Origin of the sequence: Flagellimonas marinaquae, from assembly GCF_023716465.1 — a bacterium.
Lineage (GTDB): Bacteria > Bacteroidota > Bacteroidia > Flavobacteriales > Flavobacteriaceae > Flagellimonas > Flagellimonas alginolytica.
The window spans coordinates 70,892-87,928 of record NZ_CP092415.1; the positions used below are offsets into that span (position 1 = coordinate 70,892).

Below are 17,037 nucleotides of genomic sequence, written 5' to 3' on the forward strand. Positions count from 1 at the left end.
TTTGCAACCTTATTCTACAAGATGCGTTTACACAGAAACTTGGTATTTGCCGTAATTGATGCCCTACACATGATTTTTAACGAAGGGGAATATGCCGATAAGGTAATCGAAAAAGTATTGCGTTACGACAAACGTTGGGGTGCCCGCGATCGCGGATTTATTGCCGAGACCACGTATGATATAGTTCGATGGAAACGCCTATACTCGGAAATTGCCGAGGTACACGAACCGTACAGCAAACCACATTTATTTCGTTTGTTCGGGGTTTGGTGCGTGCTGAGAGGTATCCGGATTCCTGATTGGAAACAACTGGAAGGTACTCCGGAACGTCGCATTAAGGGCAGGTTCGATGAATTGTCCAAAATTCGCAAATTCAGGGAATCAATTCCTGATTGGATGGACGAACTAGGTGAAAAATCGTTGGGTTCCGAACTTTGGACCAAAGAGATAGCCGCTCAGAACCAACAAGCAGAGGTGATTCTAAGAACAAATACCCTTAAAATACCAAAACCTCAACTGAAGGCTTTTTTGACTAAAGAAGATATAGCTACCGAGTTTATAGATGGCTATCCAGATGCATTGAAACTTGTGGAACGCAAAAATGTTTTTGTTACCGAAGCATTTAAAGATGGATTGTTCGAGGTACAGGACGCCTCTTCCCAATTGGTTGCCCCATTTTTGGAGGTAGAGCCCGGTCAGCGTGTAATCGATGCTTGTGCGGGTGCCGGAGGAAAAACGCTTCACTTGGCTTCGCAAATGCAGAACAAAGGGCAATTGATCGCCTTGGACATTTATGAAAGTAAATTGAAAAAGCTGAAGAAGAGAGCCCGTCGCAACGGTGTACACAATGTGGAAACCAGGGCTATAGACTCCACTAAAGTCATAAAAAAATTGCACAACAGTGCCGACCGAGTGTTGCTTGATGCACCTTGCTCTGGATTGGGAGTAATCAAACGTAATCCTGATTCAAAATGGAAATTGGAACCCGAATTCGTGGACCGCATTATGGGGGTTCAGCAAGATATTCTGCAGAACTATAGCAAAATGGTAAAAAAGGGAGGTCAAATGGTCTATGCCACCTGTTCCATTCTGCCCCAAGAAAACTCAGATCAGGTCAAGAACTTTTTAGATTCGGAGAACGGGAAAGATTTTGAATTTGTTCGGGAACGAAATGTTTTTGCCTCGGAAACAGGGTTCGATGGTTTTTATATGGCCTTGTTAAAAAAGAAATCCTGAAAATCCAAATGATTCTCAGGATCCCGATTTATCTTGAAGCAACAACTTATTGCTTGACCGTGGGGTAATCAACACCCAATTGCTCCAAATAGGTATCGTATTTGGTCTCATCATAGTAAAATTCCTTCAATGCAGATCGGAACATATCCTGCTTATCCTTGTTCAAATACGTGGGTGGCATATCATCCGCAGCAATCATAGGCTGATATTTGGTTTCCTTGGTCTGTTCGTTGTTAAAATAATCCCAAGCCTGCTCCAAAAGTTCCGGCTTCAATAAAAAATCCATGACCGTCAGGGCCTCGGCCTTGGCTCCGGCCGTTACACCCTTATGGGCAATCGGTGTCGCCATAGTTATGGCATTTGCCCAGTGATGCCCCGGCAAACCAGGAATATTTGAAGGAAAACGCATGGTTACCGTGGGTATTTTCCATGAAATATCCCCGATATCGTCAGAACCTCCACTTACCGGTTCCAATACCGGAAGTCCTATTTTTGACAATTCGGTAGGTAATCCGGTCGTGGTCTTGGATTGTATTTCAGCTTGCACCGCTTTTGCTAGTTTTTGGTCGGCCTCTGACCATGTTGGGAGACCAACTTGCTTTATATTTTCGTACATCGTCTCCGCAATGATCTTATTAAAGTGTCTTGGCCAGGCAGTTCCCAATACACGTGAGGTCATTTTAGTACCCGTCATCAAAGCCGCACCTTTCGCAATATCGTTGGCTTCGGCATACATTTCCATAATCCCTTCGTAGGTAACATCCCTAAAATAAAACCAAATAGCGGCTTTGGAAGGCACTACATTGGGTTGGTCCCCGGAATCGGTAAAAATGGAATGTGAACGTTTTAATGGATGCAGGTGCTCTCTTTTGTAATTCCACCCTACGTTCATAAGTTCTGCAGCGTCGAGAGCACTTCTTCCTCGCCAAGGCGCCCCGGCCGAATGAGCTGCTTCGCCTTCAAACATATATTCCACGGAAATGAGCCCTGTTCCCCTCGTTGGTCCCCAAGAAACACTCAGATTACTGCTTACATGGGTAAAAATGCACATATCAATATCATCAAAAAGACCATCGCGGACGTACCATGCTTTTGCTGCGACCAATTCTTCTGCAATACCCGGCCAAAGAATCAAGGTACCGCCAATGCCCTCTTTCTCCATTACTTCCTTAACGGCCAATGCCGAGGTAATGTTCAAAGGAATGCCCGCATTATGTCCTTCTCCATGCCCAGGAGCGCCTTCCACTATAGGTTTGTGGTACGCGACACCAGGGTATTGTGAGGCTTTGGGAATACAATCAACATCGCTCCCCAAGGCAATAACCGGACCATCGCCATTGCTCCATGTGGCAAACCAAGCCGTTGGAATATTGGAAATGGAATGCTCTATGGTAAATCCATTTTCCTCTAAAATACCGGTAAGATATTTGGAACTCTCCTCTTCTTGAAAGCCCAATTCTGCAAAACTGAAAATTTTATCCACCATAACCTGTGTCTGCTTTCTATTGGCCTCCACAAGAGTTTCTACTTCTTCTTTTAACTTTTTAATCTGGCTTTTGGAATATTTTTTTTGTGCTGTTGCAGTAATTATGCCCGCGAAAAGAAGTATCCCGCACAAGAGGTTGGTCGTTTTCATAAGGTTGGTTTTGAGTTAGCTATATTCTTCTAAGATAGGAAAAACATCTTCAATTCATTTATGCTTAAGTTTTTAAAAAGACACTTTTAGCAATTTGACAAAATCCTGACAGTTTATTTTCAAACATATATACTATCAACAATACATCGTTAACAAAACACTTATACCGTAGGATGAATTCTGGCACAAAATCGTATTTTTGCACTTTCTTAAACCGTTCAACGCATAGACTGTATGATCCATTTTTTTGGGGACAAGGCGACCAAGGTTTTTGCCGTCCAAACCGCTCAGGAAATCGCTCAGGAAGATATTGACAAATTAACTTGGTTGTTTGGCGACCAACCTAAGATTGAAGCGGCGTCTCTCGACGCCTTTTTTGTTGGGCCACGTGCCGCCATGGTTACACCTTGGAGTACCAATGCGACCGAAATCACCCAAAACATGGGCATCCCAGGAATCATCAGAATAGAGGAATTCCATGCCATTGCCGAGGATTCTACCGATTTTGACCCTATGCTTTCCCAAAAATACACCGCTTTGGGACAAGATATTTTCACTATCGATATTGTTCCAGAACCCATTATGGAAATCGATGATATTGCAACGTACAACGAAAAAGAAGGATTGGCCCTAAGTGATGAAGAGGTGGCCTATTTGGAAGGTCTGGCCAAGAAATTGGGTCGCAAGTTGACGGATTCCGAAGTCTTTGGGTTCAGCCAAGTGAATTCCGAGCATTGCCGCCACAAAATTTTTAACGGCACCTTTGTGATTGACGGAGAAGAAAAGCCTTCTTCCCTATTTAAACTGATCAAAAAGACTTCGGAAGCACATCCAAACGATATTGTTTCCGCATACAAAGACAATGTTGCTTTCATAAAAGGGCCAAAAGCAATTCAGTTTGCACCAAAAAGTGCCGACAAACCCGATTTTTACGAAGAAAAAGAATTCGATTCCGTATTATCGCTTAAAGCGGAGACCCACAATTTCCCGACCACCGTGGAGCCTTTTAATGGTGCCGCTACAGGGTCCGGCGGTGAGATTCGTGATCGTTTAGCTGGTGGAAAAGGATCGTTGCCCTTGGCTGGAACCGCTGTTTATATGACCTCCTACTCCCGTTTGGAAGAAAATCGTCCTTGGGAAAAAGGTATGCAAGAAAGGGACTGGCTGTACCAAACTCCAATGGATATCCTGATCAAGGCATCCAACGGTGCATCCGACTTTGGAAATAAATTCGGTCAACCTTTGATCGCCGGTTCTGTTTTAACATTCGAACACCAAGAAGAGGCCCGTAAATTGGGCTTCGACAAAGTGATAATGATGGCAGGGGGTATTGGTTACGGAAAAACAGACCAAGCCTTAAAAGACACACCCAAGAAGGGAGACAGAATAGTTGTTCTAGGTGGTGATAATTACAGAATCGGGATGGGTGGAGCTGCCGTATCCAGTTCGGACACGGGCGAGTTCAGTTCGGCTATTGAATTAAACGCCGTACAACGTTCCAACCCTGAAATGCAAAAAAGAGCTTCGAATGCCGTTCGCGGATTGTTCGAAAGTCACGATAACCCCATCGTTTCCATTCACGACCACGGAGCTGGTGGACACCTCAACTGTTTATCAGAATTGGTGGAAGAAACAGGAGGAACAATTGATACCGACAAATTGCCCGTTGGCGACCCTACACTTTCCAAAAAAGAATTGATCGGAAACGAATCCCAAGAGCGTATGGGCTTGGTGATCGGGGAAAAAGATTTGGACCTATTGAACCGGGTTTCTGCACGTGAACGCTCCCCTATGTACAACGTTGGTGAGGTAACGGGCGACCACACCTTTAAATTTACATCCGGACAAACAGGAGAGACACCAATGAATTTGGAGTTGTCCGATATGTTCGGGAGCTCTCCAAAAACCATAATGGCCGATAAATCGGCACAACAAAAATATTCTGCACTATCCTATTCGCTGGAGCATTTCCACGATTATTTGGAACAAGTACTCCAATTGGAGGCGGTAGCCAGCAAGGACTGGTTAACAAACAAGGTTGATCGTTGTGTGGGAGGTCGTGTTGCAAAGCAACAATGCGCCGGACCATTGCAATTGCCACTGAACAACTGTGGGGTTATGGCCCTAGACTTTAAAGGAAAGGAAGGGATAGCAACCAGTATAGGCCACTCCCCCATATCGGCATTGATAGACCCCGTTGCAGGAAGCAGAAACAGTGTAGCGGAATCGTTGACCAATATTGTCTGGGCACCGTTAAAGAATGGATTGAAATCCGTATCGCTCTCCGCAAACTGGATGTGGCCCTGTAGAAATGAAGGTGAAGATGCCCGTTTATACAGTGCAGTGGAATCTTTGTCGGAATTCGCGATCGATCTAGGAATAAATGTGCCCACCGGAAAGGATTCACTTTCCATGAAACAAAAATATAAGGATGGTGAAGTACTTTCCCCTGGAACGGTAATCATCTCTGCTGCTGCCAATTGCAACAACATTGACCAAGTTGTGGAGCCTGTTTTGCAGAAAAACGGTGGCGATATTTACTACATCAATTTATCCAAGGACAGCCATAAATTAGGTGGTTCTTCCTTTGCGCAGATTTTAAACGGCATTGGTGACCAAGCTCCATCTGTTATGGATGCTGAATATTTTAAGACCACTTTCAACACTTTGCAAAAGCTCATCAAAAAGGGCCGGATTTTAGCCGGTCACGATGTGGCTTCAGGAGGGTTGATAACTACCTTGTTGGAACTTTGCTTTGCCGACAATAACCTAGGGGCCAAATTAGATCTTTCCGGTATTGGGGAGGAAGACACCATCAAACTGTTGTTCTCAGAAAATATCGGGGTGGTATTCCAAGCCAAAGATGAAACAGTGGAGAAAGTTTTATCCGATTCCGGTGTAAATTTCACTAAAATTGGTACCCCTGTTCCAGAAAGTACCTTGGAAATCAAAAACAATGGAATAGAAATAGGATTGAACATTGCTTCCTTACGTGACACTTGGTTCAAGACATCCTATTTGTTGGACAATAAGCAAACTGCGAACGGTTTGGCCAAAGACCGATATGACAATTATAAAGAGCAACCTTTACAATATAGTTTTCCTACGGAATTTAGCGGTGCTTTACCAGAAGTTCCGACCACAAATAGACCAAAAGCAGCTATTCTTCGGGAGAAAGGAAGCAATTCCGAACGTGAAATGGCAAATGCGATGTACTTGGCCGGGTTCGATGTAAAGGATGTGCACATGACAGACTTGATCTCGGGCAGGGAAACACTGAAGGACATTCAATTTATTGGTGCCGTTGGCGGATTCTCCAACTCCGATGTGTTGGGAAGTGCCAAAGGTTGGGCAGGTGCTTTCAAATACAACGAAAAAGCCAATAAAGCCTTAAAAGATTTCTTTGCCAGGCCAGATACCCTCTCTGTTGGTATTTGTAATGGTTGTCAGTTGTTCATGGAGCTAGATCTTATTAACCCAGAACACGAAACGCACGGTAGAATGACCTACAATGACTCCCATAAGCACGAGAGCAATTTTACTTCGGTGAAAATCGAAAAAAACAACTCGGTTATGCTGTCCAATATGGCCGGCACAACTCTTGGTGTATGGATCAGCCATGGAGAAGGTAAATTTAGCCTTCCACATACCGAAGATCAATACAATATTGTGGCCAAATACGGATATGAGACTTATCCTGCCAATCCAAACGGAAGTGATTACAATACGGCAATGCTTTGTGACAAAACAGGTAGGCACTTGGTGACCATGCCCCATATTGAACGTTCAACGTTCCCATGGAACTGGGCCCACTATCCAAAAGATAGAAACGACAAGGTGTCCCCCTGGCTTCAGGCTTTTGTGAACGCAAAAGAATGGTTGGACAACTTGAGGAAGTAATATTTTTAATTGCTGATATAGGTTGATAATTGGGGATTTTTCAAAAAACACATTAGGTAATTGTTAAATCTGTTTCATTGTTAAGGTCTGATTTGCTAATTTGCAATCGCTTTACATAAAACTTACTATGCAAACTGTTACCCGATTATTTGATTTCCCATACTATCAACTTGAAAAATACCCCTTAGAAAAATCATTGGTCACCAAAAGTGACGGTAAATGGATAGCTACGTCCACCAAGGAATACATCGACAAGGCCAATGCGGTGAGCAGGGCTTTGTTACGGATGGGCGTAAAGCCGAATGATAAAATTGCCATTATATCCACGACCAACCGAACAGAGTGGAACATAATGGATATTGGCGTACTTCAAATCGGGGCGCAAACCGTTCCGATCTACCCCACCATTTCCGAAGACGACTACGAATACATCCTTAACCATTCAGAAGCCAAGTATTGCTTTGTTTCTTGTGAAGATGTGTTGGAAAAAGTGCTTGCCATAAGTTCAAAAATCAAAAAGATCGAAGAAGTCTATTCGTTTGACGAGCTTAAAAATTGCAAAAACTGGAAGGAAGTCCTGGAAAAGGGCGCCGATCCTTCCAATCAAGAAAACGTAGAAGAATTAAAAGCCACGGTAAAACCCAAAGACCTGGCGTCCCTTATATATACTTCGGGAACAACAGGAAGACCAAAGGGCGTAATGCTTTCTCACGATAATATTGTGTCCAACGTTATTTCCAGTGAGGCCAGAGTGCCTTTTGAGACTGGCGGTGTTGCTCTCAGTTTTTTACCGGTTTGTCACATTTTTGAAAGGATGATTCTTTATCTGTACCAATATTGTGGTATAGAAATTCATTTTGCAGAAGGACTGGATATGATCAGTGACAACATAAAAGAGGTAAAACCCGATGTAATGACAGTGGTGCCACGTCTGCTTGAGAAGGTTTACGATGCGATAATAGCAAAAGGAGCCAATCTAACAGGCATAAAAAAGAAACTGTTTTTTTGGGCTGTGGAAATTGGACTCAAGTTTGAGCCCTATGGTGCCAACGGTTGGTGGTACGAGAAAAGACTTGGGCTCGCCCGTAAATTGATTTTTAGTAAGTGGAAAGAAGGTCTTGGTGGAAATTTATCCGTAATGGTATCGGGCAGTGCCGCTTTACAACCTAGATTGGCACGCGTTTTTGGAGCAGCTCAAATGCCCGTAATGGAAGGTTACGGACTTACGGAAACTTCTCCTGTGATTGCCGTGAACGATCAACGTAACAAAGGTTGGAAGATTGGCACCGTAGGAAAAATTATAAGTGGTGTGGAAGTGAAAATAGCCGAAGATGGTGAAATCCTTTGCAAAGGTCCCAATGTAATGTTGGGCTACTACAAAGATCCTGAAAAAACCGCACAGGTTATGACCGACGATTATTTCCATACTGGCGATATCGGTGAAGTGGATGCCGATGGCTTTTTGCGCATTACCGATCGTAAGAAAGAAATGTTCAAAACGTCGGGCGGCAAATATGTGGCTCCACAAATCCTGGAAAATCGATTTAAGCAATCCCGCTTTATTGAACAGATAATGGTTGTTGGAGAAGGCGAAAAAATGCCGGCGGCCATAATTCAACCTAATTTTGAGTTTATGCACGAATGGGCCAAAAGGCACGATATAGTGCTAAACTCAAATGAAGAATTGGTGAAAAACGAAAAGGTCATAGCAAGAATGCAGGAAGAAGTGGATTTGGCCAATGAGGAGTTTGCCAAATGGGAAAAAGTAAAACAGTTTAGGCTTACTTCTGATGTTTGGAGCATCGATGAAGGACACTTGACCCCTACCCTAAAATTGAAGCGCAAAATTGTTAAAGAAAAATATCTAGCACTTTATAATGATATTTATGGGCATTAAATCAGTGTTCAATTTACAATGAGCAAATAGTAATTGGGCTATAATGAATGATTAACTGTCATTTCGAGCTGGTATCCTGAACGGAGTCGAAGGAGCAGTCGAGAAATCCCTTTGCAAATGATTTACCGTCATTTCGAACGAATGTGAGAAATCTCATTTACAGTTAATATATACGATTAACAATGTTCAAAAAATGACTGTCATTATGAACGTCCCAATAAATATCGGGGTGAAAAATCTTTCAAAAGATAGTTCCTAGCAATACAAAAACCAACGGAAATCCGTTGGTTTTTCCTTTAAAGTATAATGTTGTGATTAATTGCAATCGACACCTATATCACCATCAAAAGTCCAACCATAATCATTGATTAAAGTTTCACGCGCTGTTGTTGCTTCGCTATTTGTGCAGTACTGTATATTTTTTGCACCTAAGGAAATGTCTTCAGGAGTATTTTCCAAATTAGACCACCCCGATATGGTTGCCCCATAATTATCCGAAGACATACCACTATTATCGAACATGTTATTCATTAGCATAACATTTTCTATATTCCAACTACCTAAATCTTGGTCAAACTTGCTGGCCTCGGCAAACATTGCAAATGTATCCGTAACATTGCTTACATCCCAGTTGCCAATATCCACATTAAATGAACTGGCACCAGCAAACATTGCATCCATTTGTGTCACATTACTTACATCCCAGCCACTTATATCAACATTAAATACAAGTGCATCTGGAAACATCATTGCCATATTGGTGACATTGCTTACATCCCAACCACTTATATCCTCATTGAATGATTCTGCACCCGCAAACATTGTATTCATATCTGTAACATTGCTTACATCCCACCCGCTCAAATCTCCATTGAAGGTGGGGTGATAACTAAACATTCCTGACATATTTGTTACACTGCTTACATCCCAAGTGCTAATATCTGCCTCAAAAGCACCTGCATGGTAAAACATAAATGACATGTCTTTAACATTGCTTACATCCCAACCACTAATATCTGAATTGAACGATGTTGCTGATGCAAACATACTTCCCATATCTGTTATATTACTTACATCCCAACCACTTATATCCGCATTGAAGGATTCTGCTGCGAAAAACATTCCTGACATATTATTAACATTACTTACATCCCAACTGCTTAAATCCGAATTAAAAGACTCCGCACCACTAAACATTCCACTCATATCAGTAACATTACTAACGTCCCAACTGCTCAAATCTGAATTAAACGATTTTGCCCTGGCAAACATCCTCCCCATATTGGTCACATTGCTTACGTCCCAATTACTTAAATCTCCATTAAAAACAGAAGGGTAGTCAAAATTCCATTCAGGTAAATTATAATTTGCAAACATCTCTGACATATCCTCAACATTTTGCAAGTTTGGAACATCGGATGCATGGTATTCCATGTTTACGCAAATCAAAAATGCCTTATCTAGACTTTCCCAATTAATTGCTCCCCATTGCTCCAAACCAATCAAACTTTTTAGTACTTCAAGACCTTCAATATTAATTAGGTCGTTATGTGCCATTTTTATAGCAGGAAAAATCCCTTGAATAGATACTTTATATTCCCCTGCGGATGAATATGTATGACTAGGGTTTTGGATTGAAAGTTCTTCTTGAATACCGTCTCCCCAATCTATGATATAATTATATTCATAATCAGGGTTTGTGCCAATAATAATTTCAAAATTATCTTCAGGGATATTCCATAAAGTAACAAATGAATCCGGGTCCTCTGCTAAACTTTCAATCACGTTGGTTACAGTAATGGTGATGTTCGCTTCTTTTTTATCAACCCCATCAGATACAGTAACTTTAATAATGTGCTCTACTTTTGCTTCATAGTCCAAAGTCTGTCCGCTTTTTAAACTAAGCTTTCCATCGGGATCAATTTCGAACAAATCATTGTCTTCAATATTAAACGTCAACTCATCTTGATCTGCATCGGTTGCCTTAACAATCCCGATGGTTGCATCGTCCGTAATATCTTCATCGACACTAAAAGTCTGTGCTTTAATAACGGGAGCATTGTTTTTTACTGGTTCCGGACCATCATCCTTACTACAGGACCATAGCAATCCCAACGAAATAATCGCACTACATAATTTTTTGATATTCATAGTTAATGTTTATGTGAATAGATATTAGCAATATCCTATATTCCATTTGATATTACACACCTGATCTGACCAATGCCCATTCTGAGTTGATGAATGAAGCAATCACCCTTTTCTTCACAAGCAGGTACACTTAACCTAAATTTATTATGCATGCATAATAAATTTTTATATATTTGAGAACACCAAACCAGTTCTATGAAAGATTTGACCATTGATCACGCCCTTAGGGCTACCTGGCAGGCGGTAAGCAAAATGTACAATGAGGAAGCTAAAAACTATGATCTTACCATGGCCATCGGGTTTACCCTTTTGAGCATGGATCCAAAAGGGGGTACTCCAAGTACCACATTAGGCCCTAAAATGGGAATGGAAGCTACAAGTTTGTCAAGAATCTTAAAGAATATTGAGCAAAAAGGATACATTTTAAGAAAACGAAACCCAAAGGATGGGCGCGGAGTCCTAATTTTTCTAACCCCTTTGGGCCTTGAAAAACGGGAGGAATCCAAAGAGGTAGTTCTCAGGTTCAACGAGGTTGTCAAAGAGCATGTACCAGAAGAAGATCTAAATGTTTTTTTTAAGACCATGAGCACAATAAACAAGCTTATTACCGACAAAAAAATATATTCAAAAACAACTAATAATTAAATTTCAAACTCGCACATGAAAAGGCATATAAACAAAATTGCCGTAATCGGTTCCGGTATAATGGGCAGTGGCATTGCATGTCACTTTGCTAACATTGGGGTCGAGGTACTATTGTTGGATATAGTTCCTCGCGAACTGAACGACAAGGAAAAAGCCAAGGGACTTACATTGGAAGACAAGGTGGTTCGTAATCGTTTGGTAAACGATTCTTTGACCGCTGCCTTAAAATCCAAACCCTCTCCTATTTACCATCAAAAATTCGCAGATCGCATTACCACAGGAAACTTGGAAGACGATATTTCCAAAGTGGCGGATGTGGATTGGATCATTGAAGTGGTCGTTGAACGCTTGGACATTAAAAAACAAGTGTTCGAGAATCTGGACAAACACCGCACACCGGGAACCTTGATTACCTCAAACACTTCCGGTATCCCTATTAAATTTATGAGCGAAGGAAGAAGCGAGGATTTCCAGAAACACTTCTGCGGAACACATTTCTTTAACCCTGCTCGATATCTAAAACTTTTTGAAATTATTCCTGGACCTAAAACTTCAAAAGAGGTTTTGGATTTCTTGAACGGATATGGTGAACAATTCTTGGGCAAAACCTCCGTGGTGGCTAAAGATACTCCCGCATTTATCGGGAACCGAATCGGAATCTTCAGCATTCAAAGTCTGTTTCATGCCGTAAAAGAAATGGGCATGACAGTGGAAGAAGTGGATAAATTGACAGGCCCCGTAATCGGTCGTCCAAAATCCGCCACTTTCCGCACGGTGGATGTGGTTGGTTTGGATACTTTGGTACATGTGGCCAACGGAATCAGTGAGAACTGTAAGGACGATGAGCGTCACGAACTGTTCCAGCTGCCCGATTTCATCAAAACCATGATGGACAACAAATGGTTGGGAAGCAAAACAGGTCAAGGATTCTATAAAAAAGTAAAAGGCGATAATGGTAAAAGCGAAATCCTCACGTTGGATTTGGACACCATGGATTATCGTTCTAAAAAAAGTGCAAAGTTTGCAACTTTAGAGCTAACCAAGACCATTGATAAAGTCATAGAGCGTTTTCCCGTATTGGTAGGCGGTAAAGATAAGGCCGGAGAGTTTTACAGAAAGAGTTTTGGAGCCCTTTTTGCTTATGTAACCCATCGTATTCCTGAAATTTCGGATGAGCTATACAAAATAGATGATGCCATGAAGGCCGGTTTCGGCTGGGAACATGGTCCGTTTCAAATTTGGGATGCCGTTGGCCTTGAAAAGGGATTGGAATTCATCAAAGCCGAAGGTTTGGAGCCCGCTTTATGGATTGCCGACATGAAATCCGCAGGTGTGGATTCATTCTACACCGTAAAAGATGGGGCAACCTACTATTATGATATCAGCAAAAAGACAATGGAAAAAGTTCCAGGTCAAGATGCGTTCATTATTCTGGACAACATCCGAAAAACCAAGGAGGTTTTTAAAAACAGTGGAGTTGTCATCGAAGATTTAGGTGACGGAATCCTGAACTGCGAGTTCCAATCCAAAATGAACACCATTGGAGGTGATGTGCTCGCTGGTTTGAACAAAGCTGTTGATCTGGCCGAAAAGGATTTTGCAGGGTTGGTCATAGGGAACCAAGCTGCCAATTTCTCCGTAGGGGCCAATATCGGTATGATCTTTATGATGGCAGTGGAACAAGAATACGATGAGTTGAACATGGCCATAAAATACTTCCAAGATACCATGATGCGCATGCGATACTCATCCATTCCAACCGTAGCCGCACCGCACGGAATGGCTTTGGGTGGTGGCTGTGAGCTTTCAATGCATGCAGATAAAGTTGTGGCCGCTGCCGAAACCTACATTGGTTTGGTCGAATTTGGCGTAGGTGTGATCCCTGGCGGTGGTGGATCTAAAGAAATGGCACTCCGCGCTTCCGATACTTTCAGGAAAAATGACGTAGAACTCAACGTACTACAAGAGTATTTCTTGACCATTGGTATGGCCAAAGTATCCACTTCGGCTTACGAAGCCTTTGATTTGGGCATCCTACAAAAAGGAAAGGACGTAGTCGTCGTAAACAAAGACCGACAAATAGCAACTGCCAAAGCACACGCCAAAATTATGGCAGATGCAGGCTACACCAAACCTGTAAAACGTAAAGATGTAAAAGTTCTGGGCAAACAAGCTTTGGGTATGTTCTTGGTAGGAACCGATTCCATGGAAGCCGGACATTATATTTCTGAGCACGACAAAAAGATTGCCGATAAACTGGCCTACGTTATGGCCGGTGGCGACCTTTCTGAAGCTACCATGGTGACCGAACAATATCTTTTGGATTTGGAACGAGAAGCATTTCTATCGCTTTGTACTGAAAGAAAAACGCTGGAACGTATCCAACACATGTTGAAAACCGGAAAACCATTGAGAAACTAGACACAGGAATCAAGACAAAAGGGCCAAGGCACAAAATCCTGACTCTTGTTTCTTGAACCTAAAAATCAAAAGTAAAAATGAAAACAGCATATATAGTAAAAGGATATAGAACAGCCGTGGGCAAAGCCCCAAAAGGTCTGTTCAGGTTTAAACGACCAGATGAACTGGCCGCAGAGACCATAGAGCATATGATGACAGAGCTTCCCCAATTGGACAAAAAACGCATCGACGACGTTATTGTCGGGAATGCCATGCCCGAAGCCGAACAGGGTTTGAACATGGGAAGGCTCATCTCATTAATGGGACTCAACATTGAAGACGTTCCCGGTGTTACCGTGAATCGCTATTGCGCTTCAGGTTTGGAAACCATTGGTATTGCTACGGCCAAAATCCAATCTGGAATGGCGGATTGCATCATAGCCGGAGGGGCTGAAAGTATGAGCTACATCCCTATGGGAGGTTACAAACCAACACCCGATTACGCCACGGCGAAAGAAGGCCACGAAGACTATTATTGGGGAATGGGACTTACGGCAGAAGCCGTTGCCCAACAATTCAAGGTTTCCAGAGAGGATCAAGATGAATTTGCATACAACTCCCATATGAAAGCATTGAAGGCGCAAGCAGAAAATCGTTTTCAAGATCAAATCGTGCCCATTGAAGTGGAACATACCTTTGTGAACGAAGCTGGAAAAAAGGAAACCAAAACATACACAGTAAACAAGGATGAAGGACCAAGAAAAGGTACCAACATTCCTACTTTGAACAAATTAAGACCTGTTTTTGCCGCAAATGGAAGCGTTACTGCCGGGAATTCATCGCAGATGAGCGATGGTGCAGCCTTTGTAATGGTAATGAGCGAGGATATGGTCAAAGAGCTCAATTTGGAACCCATAGCTAGATTGGTAAACTATGCTGCAGCAGGTGTAGAACCAAGAATTATGGGTATTGGTCCGGTAAAAGCCATTCCAAAAGCTTTGAAGCAGGCAGGCTTAAAACAAAATGACATTGAACTTATCGAACTGAACGAGGCCTTTGCTTCACAATCTTTGGCCGTAATCCGTGAGTTGGGACTCAACCAAGATATCGTTAATGTTAATGGAGGGGCCATTGCCCTGGGTCACCCACTTGGATGTACAGGTGCCAAACTATCGGTACAGCTTTTTGATGAAATGAGAAAGCGGGACATGAAAGGTAAATATGGTATGGTGACCATGTGTGTAGGTACCGGACAAGGTGCTGCAGGTATATTCGAATTTCTTAATTAAAAATACTAAACAACAAAAAATCATGAGCGATACTAAAGAAAAAGACATACTGAGAGGAGGTCAATTCTTGGTCAAGGAGACCAAATGTGAGGACGTGTTCACCCTTGAGGACCTGAACGAAGAACAAAAAATGATGCGCGAAAGCTCCAAGGAGTTTGTAGATCGCGAACTTTGGGCACATTGGGAGCGGTTCGAGCAAAAAGACTATGCCTATACCGAGGAGTGTATGAAAAAAGCAGGCGAACTTGGACTTTTGAGCATCGCGGTTCCTGAAGCCTATGGTGGTATGGGAATGGGTTTTGTATCCACTATGTTGGTCTGCGACTACATTTCCGGTGCAACAGGATCTTTTAGTACAGCTTTCGGCGCACATACTGGTATCGGGACCATGCCCATCACCTTGTACGGGACCGAAGAGCAAAAACAAAAATACGTTCCCAAATTGGCCACGGGAGAATGGTTTGGGGCCTATTGCTTAACCGAGCCAGGAGCAGGTTCCGACGCCAATTCCGGCAAAACCAAGGCCGTGTTATCCGAAGACGGTAAATATTACAGCATTTCAGGACAGAAAATGTGGATTTCCAATGCAGGGTTCTGTAATCTGTTCATTGTATTCGCTCGTATCGAGGATGACAAGAACATTACCGGGTTCATTGTTGAGAACGACCCTGAAAACGGTATCAGTTTAGGTGATGAAGAAAAGAAGTTGGGTATCCACTCCTCCTCTACCCGCCAAGTATTTTTCAACGAGACCAAGGTTCCGGTCGAAAATATGCTGTCCGAAAGAGGCAATGGATTCAAGATTGCCATGAATGCTTTGAACGTAGGTAGAATTAAATTGGCCGCGGCATGTTTGGAAGCACAACGAAGAGTAATCGGAGAAGCAACCAAATACGCCAATGAGCGCATTCAATTCAAAACACCCATCATCAATTTTGGAGCTATCAAAGCTAAAATTGCCGACATGGCCACCAATGCTTACGTGGACGAGGCCGCTTGCTACCGAGCTGCAAAAAATATTGAAGACAGAATTGCGATTCGCGAAGCCAGTGGCAACTCACACCAAGAAGCAGAACTTAAAGGTGTTGAAGAATATGCCATCGAGTGCTCTATTCTGAAAGTAGCTGTTTCCGAGCATGTTCAGCACACCACGGATGAGGGTATCCAAATATTCGGGGGAATGGGCTTTAGCGCCGATACCCCAATGGAATCCGCGTGGAGAGACGCGCGTATTGCAAGAATTTATGAAGGTACCAACGAAATCAACCGAATGCTCTCCGTTGGAATGTTGGTTAAAAAGGCCATGAAAGGCCATGTGGACCTGTTGGGCCCAGCAACTGCTGTTGGTGAAGAGCTTATGGGTATTCCATCTTTCGATACACCTGATTTTTCAGAACTTTTTTCAGAAGAAAAAGACCTAGTGGCTCGATTAAAAAAAGTGTTCTTGATGATTGCCGGTAGCGCCGTTCAAAAATTCGGACCGGATTTGGAAAAACATCAAATGTTGTTGATGGCAGCTTCCGATATTTTGATTCAGGTATATATGGCCGAATCCGCAATTTTAAGAACAGAGAAAAACGCAAAACGCTTTGGTGAAGATTCCCAAAAAGCACAAATAGCAATGTCCAAACTCTATTTGTACAGAGCGGTGGACATTATTCAACAAAAAGGCAAAGAGGCTATAGTTTCTTTTGCCGAAGGAGATGAGCAACGCATGATGCTTATGGGGCTAAAACGCTTTACCAAGTACACGAACCAACCCAACGTGGTCAATTTAAGGACTCAGATTGCCGACAAAGTTGCCGCGGACAATGGGTATACCTTTGACTAATTCAAATAATTGCCGGGATCTATGAACCCACAATTGGAAAACGCCCCGATCG

9 protein-coding genes are annotated in these 17,037 nt (G+C 42.6%); 7 read left to right on the top strand and 2 right to left on the bottom strand.

Annotated features, from left to right (window positions below; translation table 11 throughout):
• Nucleotides 1–21: 21 nt before the first annotated feature.
• Complete coding sequence (locus MJO53_RS00345; protein ID WP_224836618.1) at nucleotides 22–1,236, top strand: RsmB/NOP family class I SAM-dependent RNA methyltransferase; 1,215 nt, start codon at nucleotides 22–24, stop codon at nucleotides 1,234–1,236.
• A 46-nt stretch (nucleotides 1,237–1,282) separates the two neighbouring features.
• Here MJO53_RS00345 and MJO53_RS00350 read toward each other — a convergent pair whose 3' ends face one another.
• Nucleotides 1,283–2,872, bottom strand: coding sequence for an amidohydrolase (locus MJO53_RS00350; RefSeq protein ID WP_252079991.1), 1,590 nt, complete (start codon nucleotides 2,870–2,872; stop codon nucleotides 1,283–1,285).
• A gap of 234 nt (nucleotides 2,873–3,106) precedes the next feature.
• Between MJO53_RS00350 and purL the strand changes: the two genes are divergently transcribed.
• Together purL and MJO53_RS00360 are read left to right on the top strand one after the other, a co-directional pair.
• Nucleotides 3,107–6,772 carry a phosphoribosylformylglycinamidine synthase gene (gene purL, locus MJO53_RS00355; protein ID WP_252079992.1) on the top strand — a complete coding sequence of 1,222 codons (3,666 nt, stop codon included), beginning with the start codon at nucleotides 3,107–3,109 and terminating at the stop codon, nucleotides 6,770–6,772.
• Between the two features lie 127 nt (nucleotides 6,773–6,899).
• Complete coding sequence (locus MJO53_RS00360; RefSeq protein ID WP_252079993.1) at nucleotides 6,900–8,669, top strand: AMP-dependent synthetase/ligase; 1,770 nt, start codon at nucleotides 6,900–6,902, stop codon at nucleotides 8,667–8,669.
• A 315-nt stretch (nucleotides 8,670–8,984) separates the two neighbouring features.
• Here the strand turns inward: MJO53_RS00360 and MJO53_RS00365 are convergent, their stop codons facing one another.
• Complete coding sequence (locus tag MJO53_RS00365) at nucleotides 8,985–10,820, bottom strand: BspA family leucine-rich repeat surface protein (RefSeq protein ID WP_252079994.1); 1,836 nt, start codon at nucleotides 10,818–10,820, stop codon at nucleotides 8,985–8,987.
• 195 nt (nucleotides 10,821–11,015) lie between these two features.
• On the opposite strand from MJO53_RS00365, the gene MJO53_RS00370 reads away from it, so the two are divergent.
• From MJO53_RS00370 to MJO53_RS00385, 4 genes are all read left to right on the top strand, one after another.
• Nucleotides 11,016–11,465, top strand: coding sequence for a MarR family winged helix-turn-helix transcriptional regulator (locus tag MJO53_RS00370; protein ID WP_252079995.1), 450 nt, complete (start codon nucleotides 11,016–11,018; stop codon nucleotides 11,463–11,465).
• Nucleotides 11,466–11,480: 15 nt separating this feature from the next.
• Entirely contained in the window at nucleotides 11,481–13,886 is a 2,406-nt protein-coding gene (locus tag MJO53_RS00375; protein WP_252079996.1) for a 3-hydroxyacyl-CoA dehydrogenase/enoyl-CoA hydratase family protein, read from the top strand.
• A gap of 77 nt (nucleotides 13,887–13,963) precedes the next feature.
• The gene (locus tag MJO53_RS00380) at nucleotides 13,964–15,154 is read left to right on the top strand and encodes an acetyl-CoA C-acyltransferase (protein WP_224836612.1); all 1,191 of its coding nucleotides are present in this window, start codon (nucleotides 13,964–13,966) and stop codon (nucleotides 15,152–15,154) included.
• 22 nt (nucleotides 15,155–15,176) lie between these two features.
• Entirely contained in the window at nucleotides 15,177–16,985 is a 1,809-nt protein-coding gene (locus tag MJO53_RS00385; protein WP_252079997.1) for an acyl-CoA dehydrogenase family protein, read from the top strand.
• Nucleotides 16,986–17,037 lie beyond the last annotated feature (52 nt).